Below are 4,901 nucleotides of genomic sequence, written 5' to 3' on the forward strand. Positions count from 1 at the left end.
ACCTGGCAACAAGAGTTGCCTTGACCACGTTTCAATCCACGCACGCACACGGCGTGCGACGCGAGTTTGATCGGTTTGTCTGATTCCCTTTATAAGTTTCAATCCACGCACGCACACGGCGTGCGACCGAGATATTGTATCCGCCAGTCGACGACTTTAATGTTTCAATCCACGCACGCACACGGCGTGCGACAATTGCCAGCATCGAGACTGTCTTGTATAGTCACGTTTCAATCCACGCACGCACACGGCGTGCGACTATTTCAGGTAATTCTATAGCTTTTCCCATATTGTTTCAATCCACGCACGCACACGGCGTGCGACCCCTTATTCCGTCAGCCCCCGCGTTCAATAGAGGTTTCAATCCACGCACGCACACGGCGTGCGACCGCATACACGCGCAGAGCTATCAGATATGCGATGTTTCAATCCACGCACGCACACGGCGTGCGACTTCAGAAGCAGGTACGTATTCTTCTCCAACGTTGTTTCAATCCACGCACGCACACGGCGTGCGACTCCAGCTAACTTCTTTTAGCGCTGCATTTACAGAGTTTCAATCCACGCACGCACACGGCGTGCGACCTGGATGGCAAGACAACATAAAGAATTACTTATCGTTTCAATCCACGCACGCACACGGCGTGCGACTGTACAATGTCTAACTTATTTGAACATAAGCTCTTATAAAATAATACCTGCTAACATTAAAATAATTCATCACGAGAATAATATTTTATTAATTATTGTCTGTTTTTTGCAATTTATTCACTTGCTAATCCCCCCATAATTTTGTGTGGACTTAGATTAGCAATTCGTATTACTTAAATAATAAATGGATCATCTGCTTTAATATTCTTGCTAACTCCGAAATTTTCTAATCTTCTTTGCCAGTTTGACCCAAGGTAATAAAACCTGAGATTATCTTCTTCTGGATTATAAATTGACAGTAATTCATTCTTCAATAATTCCCATTGGCCGGGTTCAACAACACATTCAAAAACTGAATACTGTGCTCTGATTCCATAATTTAGACAGGCTTCCGCTACTTTTCGTAACCGCTTTTGCCCGCTTTTTGTTTTTGTAGATACATCATAACTAACTACAACCATCATAATTACCTCATTTTAAGTAAAATGGTGGATATTCAGTTATATCACCTCTAATGTATCTTGCAAGCAATTGTGCCTGAATATGTGGCAATAAACCGATAGTTATTTTCTCACCTAAAAAAGGATGAGTAATTTCTTCCTGCTTTCTCTTCTGATATGCTGCAAGAATTTCTTTTCTTGCACCGTCTGAAATTCTTACTTCACCCGATTCCCTGAAGTCAAAATCTTTAATTGTAACTTGTCGAAGATTTATCAGATTTAGCATTATTCTATCTCCAAGATATGCTCTGAACTCCTCCATTAAATCTAACGCAAGTGATGGTCTTCCCGGTCTTATTTGATGAAGAAAACCTACCTGAGGGTCTAAACCAACAGTTTCAAGTGCAGATCGTACATCATTTGCTAATATAGCATAAAGGAAAGAAAGAAGTGCATTTGCTGGATCTAAAGGTGGTCGTTTTGACCTCTGTAAAAACACGAAATCCTCGCGTTGTGCAGTAATTAAATTCGAGAGTTCCCCAAAATAAATATTCGCACATTCACCTTCGTAACCGTTTAACTCAAGAAGGCTGTTTGCATTTAGAATTTTTTGAATACGTTTTCTTAACCGTTCTGCAGCATGATAAACCGAATCAGGACATATATCCGGGTGGTTTCTTTGATGCCTAGATAAAAGATATCTGTAATTGGCTACTTTTGCTGCCACGATAGACCTGGCAATTTTCAATGATTCAAGCTCACTATCTGAAATTGCATATTGCTGTTTGCGCAATAATACACTTCCTTTTTGTGCCCCGTAAACTCTTGCAAGAAATTTTCCCTCAGGAGTTAAATAACTTATACCGACATTATTTTCAGCACAGAAAGCCATAAGCTGCGGAGTTAATGGTTTGAATCCAAAACAAACAATATTTTCAATTGTACGAATTGGTGCCTGAAATGCTTTTTTTGAATTACCTTCAGAATCTTTTACTTCTACGACAAAAGTTTCGTGCTCCTTTCTTACAAAAGCATCATCGGAAGTTATATAAAGTGTGTTGAGATGTTTTCTCATAAGTTATAAAGTTCCTTTAGATATTTCTGCAATTTAATTTGATTTAATGCTTTAGGCTGACAAATATTAATCAGTGAGCAATTGCGGCATTTGGAGGTGTATTCAATTACAGGGACTTTTTTATCAGTTATAATTTTCCGCACACTTGCTATTACTTCTACTGTTTGATTCCTTAATTCAGAATCAATATCAATAAAATTTCGTCTTCTAATTTTTCCATAGAAGAATGCTGCTCTTTCAATCGAGATATTAAGCATTTCTTCGAGACAAAATACTTGTGCACAAAGCTGAACTTTATCACTTATATCCTCTTTGGGTTCTCCTGCTTTAAACTCAACTGGCAAAATTTCTTTACCATTTGGAGTTTGTCTGAATTCTACAACATCACATCTACCTACTAGTCCATATTTATAAGAATGAATTCTTAATCCACGCACTGTTTTAACATCTCCTCTTGTTTCGTATGTATCAGTATCAACTTTTTCGTGAAGTATTTCACCACGCACAGTAAAAAGATTATCCAGCCACACATCATCAATATGAATTAACCCGCATTGACGTGGACAGAATATATAATGCTGTAAAGCACTTATCATTACGAAATCATCTTCGGTGTACATAATAAGTGTTTTGTTATTATTTTATCTATTAGAATATTTCAAAACCCTTGGCGTCCGCATAAAGTATAGGGAGAAGTCCTTTCATATACCCGAGAAAATCTGGATCATATTCATAACACCATTCATAAATGCCACTATTAAAAAAACTCCTTAGTGGCTTTAAGCCAAGATTATCAATTTTGTTTGCCCAAATTTGTACGCTATTATACAAAATTTCTCTTGGCTCAACTTTTTCGTGATTTTCAATTTTAGCTATTAAGTCTTCATCGATAAGAACAAAACGAGTATCTGCTGCAATAACTTTATAAAGATTATCTACCTCTGGATAATTCATATCCTCTTCCATCTGAAGTAAACGCTTATGTTTATTCTGAGTATCTGACATAATTTCTCTTCTCAAGGCTTCCGTTATTAAGTCAGCAGGCGCATCAGTTTCAAACCGTTTTTCCTCAAAAAGTTTTTCTAAAATTTGACGAGAAATAGTAAAGGCAGGGTGACGATTAAAAAGAGGACCTTCTACTTTAAAGTCAATCAGAGTTGGTTCAAAATCTTCTATGTTTCTTCGAACACGGCCACCAACCTGAATTAAATTTGCTGCACTAGCACTTTCTCTAAATGCAGTTCTAAATGAAAAGTCTAATCCTGCTTCAACGCAGCTCGTTGCAACCAGAGTAAAATCCCTATCCTGATCATTCAATGGTAAATTCAATCGTCTTTTAATTTCCTCTACAATAACGTTTCTATGTTTAGGTGCCAAAGAAGTTGAAAGGTGCAAGACTTTGGAAGTTCTTATATCTACTGAATAAGTTTCTGCTGCAAAGAGTTTTTTAGCCAATTTATCAGCTAATACAGCTGCCGATTGAACAGTGTTCAAAATAACTAAACGTGGCCCATTTTTAGAAAGAACTAAATGCATTAATTGTTCGTCATTGAGAGTTGAGCGATAGCTTACAGGTTGTATTCTTTCAGACTCTTGTTTTAATGCTTCATCTCTAAGGGATTGGGGTATTAATTCTGGGATTGAATGCTGTATTTCCATTAAGTCTTTAAGCTCCCAGAATCTTGGGAGAGAACCAGAAGCGATAACAAAATAACAAGACCATCTTTTAGCAAATTCATTTATCCATTTCCAAGTCAGAGGCCATAAATGATTTGGTATTGCTGAATGTGCTTCATCAATAAAAATCCCACTACCCGGAAGTTCGTTCAATTTTCTAAGTTTTGAGGGATGGTTACTCGCAATCGTCTCAAAAAACTGAACAGCAGTTGTAACAATAATGGGTGATTTCCATAGAGTTGACAGATGTCGTGTTTCTAAAGAATCAAAATCGGCTTGGTGATGGTGTTCGGCGACAACTTCATATGGATTTTCACCCTTAAGAACTAATGCCTTTCTGTAAATATCAACTGATTGTTTAATAATATTTGTGTATGGTAATACAATAATAATGTGCCGTAAATTTTTTGCAATTGCTGTCCTTAATAAATGGACCATTACAGCAGTTGTTTTTCCAGTACCAACTGGGCTATCACAAGAATAAATTGGGAGATTTGTGTCTGTTTCTTTACAAGCATTATAAATTTTATTTCTCAATTCAGCTCTTTTACTTCCGTCGTATTCCTTTTGAAGTCTTTCTATATATTTATCAAGGGAATCTAATCTTTCTTCCCATCGAGGTTCTATAAATCTAGTTAGAGATTCTTTTCCATAATTGTAAGCAGTGTCACCGTGATCAGCATCTACCAAACAGGATAAAGCAATACGTCTTGTAAGACCATTCCAATCAGAAATTAGATTAGATTGCTTTTCTATGAGTTCGCAATCTGCTTGTACATGCTTCATGAGATAATCATTCAAAAACTGCTCTGTATGTTTATATATATTTGCGTCACGAAGAAATAATTCAGCCTTTGCCTGTTCTTCAGGTATGGATTGTAAACCAATATGATGTGAATAGACCAAAAACGCCGATTCAACCATATTATTATTTAGAGACATCTGAAAAATTCAATTAGAGGAACAGATTTATAAGTATTGTCGTTTTCATTGAAAAAATAAATCATGTATAAGTAAAAATTGGTTCTTTGAAATAGTGTTGTCTGCTTTATTGAGCC

The 4,901-nt window shown here is 36.7% G+C and carries 4 protein-coding genes and 1 CRISPR repeat array; all 4 genes read right to left on the bottom strand.

Annotation, left to right across the window (positions count from 1 at the left end; genetic code table 11):
• Positions 1–28 precede the first annotated feature (28 nt).
• A CRISPR array of direct repeats spans positions 29–651; the repeat unit is 32 nt; unit sequence GTTTCAATCCACGCACGCACACGGCGTGCGAC.
• Between the two features lie 173 nt (positions 652–824).
• Genes cas2 through ACUN8G_RS14075 form a run of 4 tightly spaced genes read right to left on the bottom strand, consistent with a single transcriptional unit; the run spans position 825 to position 4,785 of the window.
• Positions 825–1,115, bottom strand: coding sequence for a CRISPR-associated endonuclease Cas2 (gene cas2, locus ACUN8G_RS14060; protein WP_437347759.1), 291 nt, complete (start codon positions 1,113–1,115; stop codon positions 825–827).
• 7 nt (positions 1,116–1,122) lie between these two features.
• Complete coding sequence (gene cas1c / locus ACUN8G_RS14065) at positions 1,123–2,166, bottom strand: type I-C CRISPR-associated endonuclease Cas1c (RefSeq protein WP_437347758.1); 1,044 nt, start codon at positions 2,164–2,166, stop codon at positions 1,123–1,125.
• The gene (cas4, locus tag ACUN8G_RS14070) at positions 2,163–2,762 is read right to left on the bottom strand and encodes a CRISPR-associated protein Cas4 (RefSeq protein ID WP_445480956.1); all 600 of its coding nucleotides are present in this window, start codon (positions 2,760–2,762) and stop codon (positions 2,163–2,165) included. Before cas4 ends, cas1c begins: the two co-directional genes overlap by 4 nt.
• Before the next feature lie 52 nt (positions 2,763–2,814).
• Entirely contained in the window at positions 2,815–4,785 is a 1,971-nt protein-coding gene (locus tag ACUN8G_RS14075; protein WP_445480957.1) for a CRISPR-associated helicase/endonuclease Cas3, read from the bottom strand.
• Positions 4,786–4,901: the final 116 nt, after the last annotated feature.

This window comes from Melioribacter sulfuriphilus (assembly GCF_052656625.1).

Coding starts and splice junctions, on each gene's coding strand:
- ACUN8G_RS14075 (WP_445480957.1), bottom strand. CDS start 4,785: ATGTCTCTAAATAATAATATGGTTGAATCGGCGTTTTTGGTCTATTCA.
- cas2 (WP_437347759.1), bottom strand. CDS start 1,115: ATGATGGTTGTAGTTAGTTATGATGTATCTACAAAAACAAAAAGCGGG.
- cas1c (WP_437347758.1), bottom strand. CDS start 2,166: ATGAGAAAACATCTCAACACACTTTATATAACTTCCGATGATGCTTTT.
- cas4 (WP_445480956.1), bottom strand. CDS start 2,762: ATGATAAGTGCTTTACAGCATTATATATTCTGTCCACGTCAATGCGGG.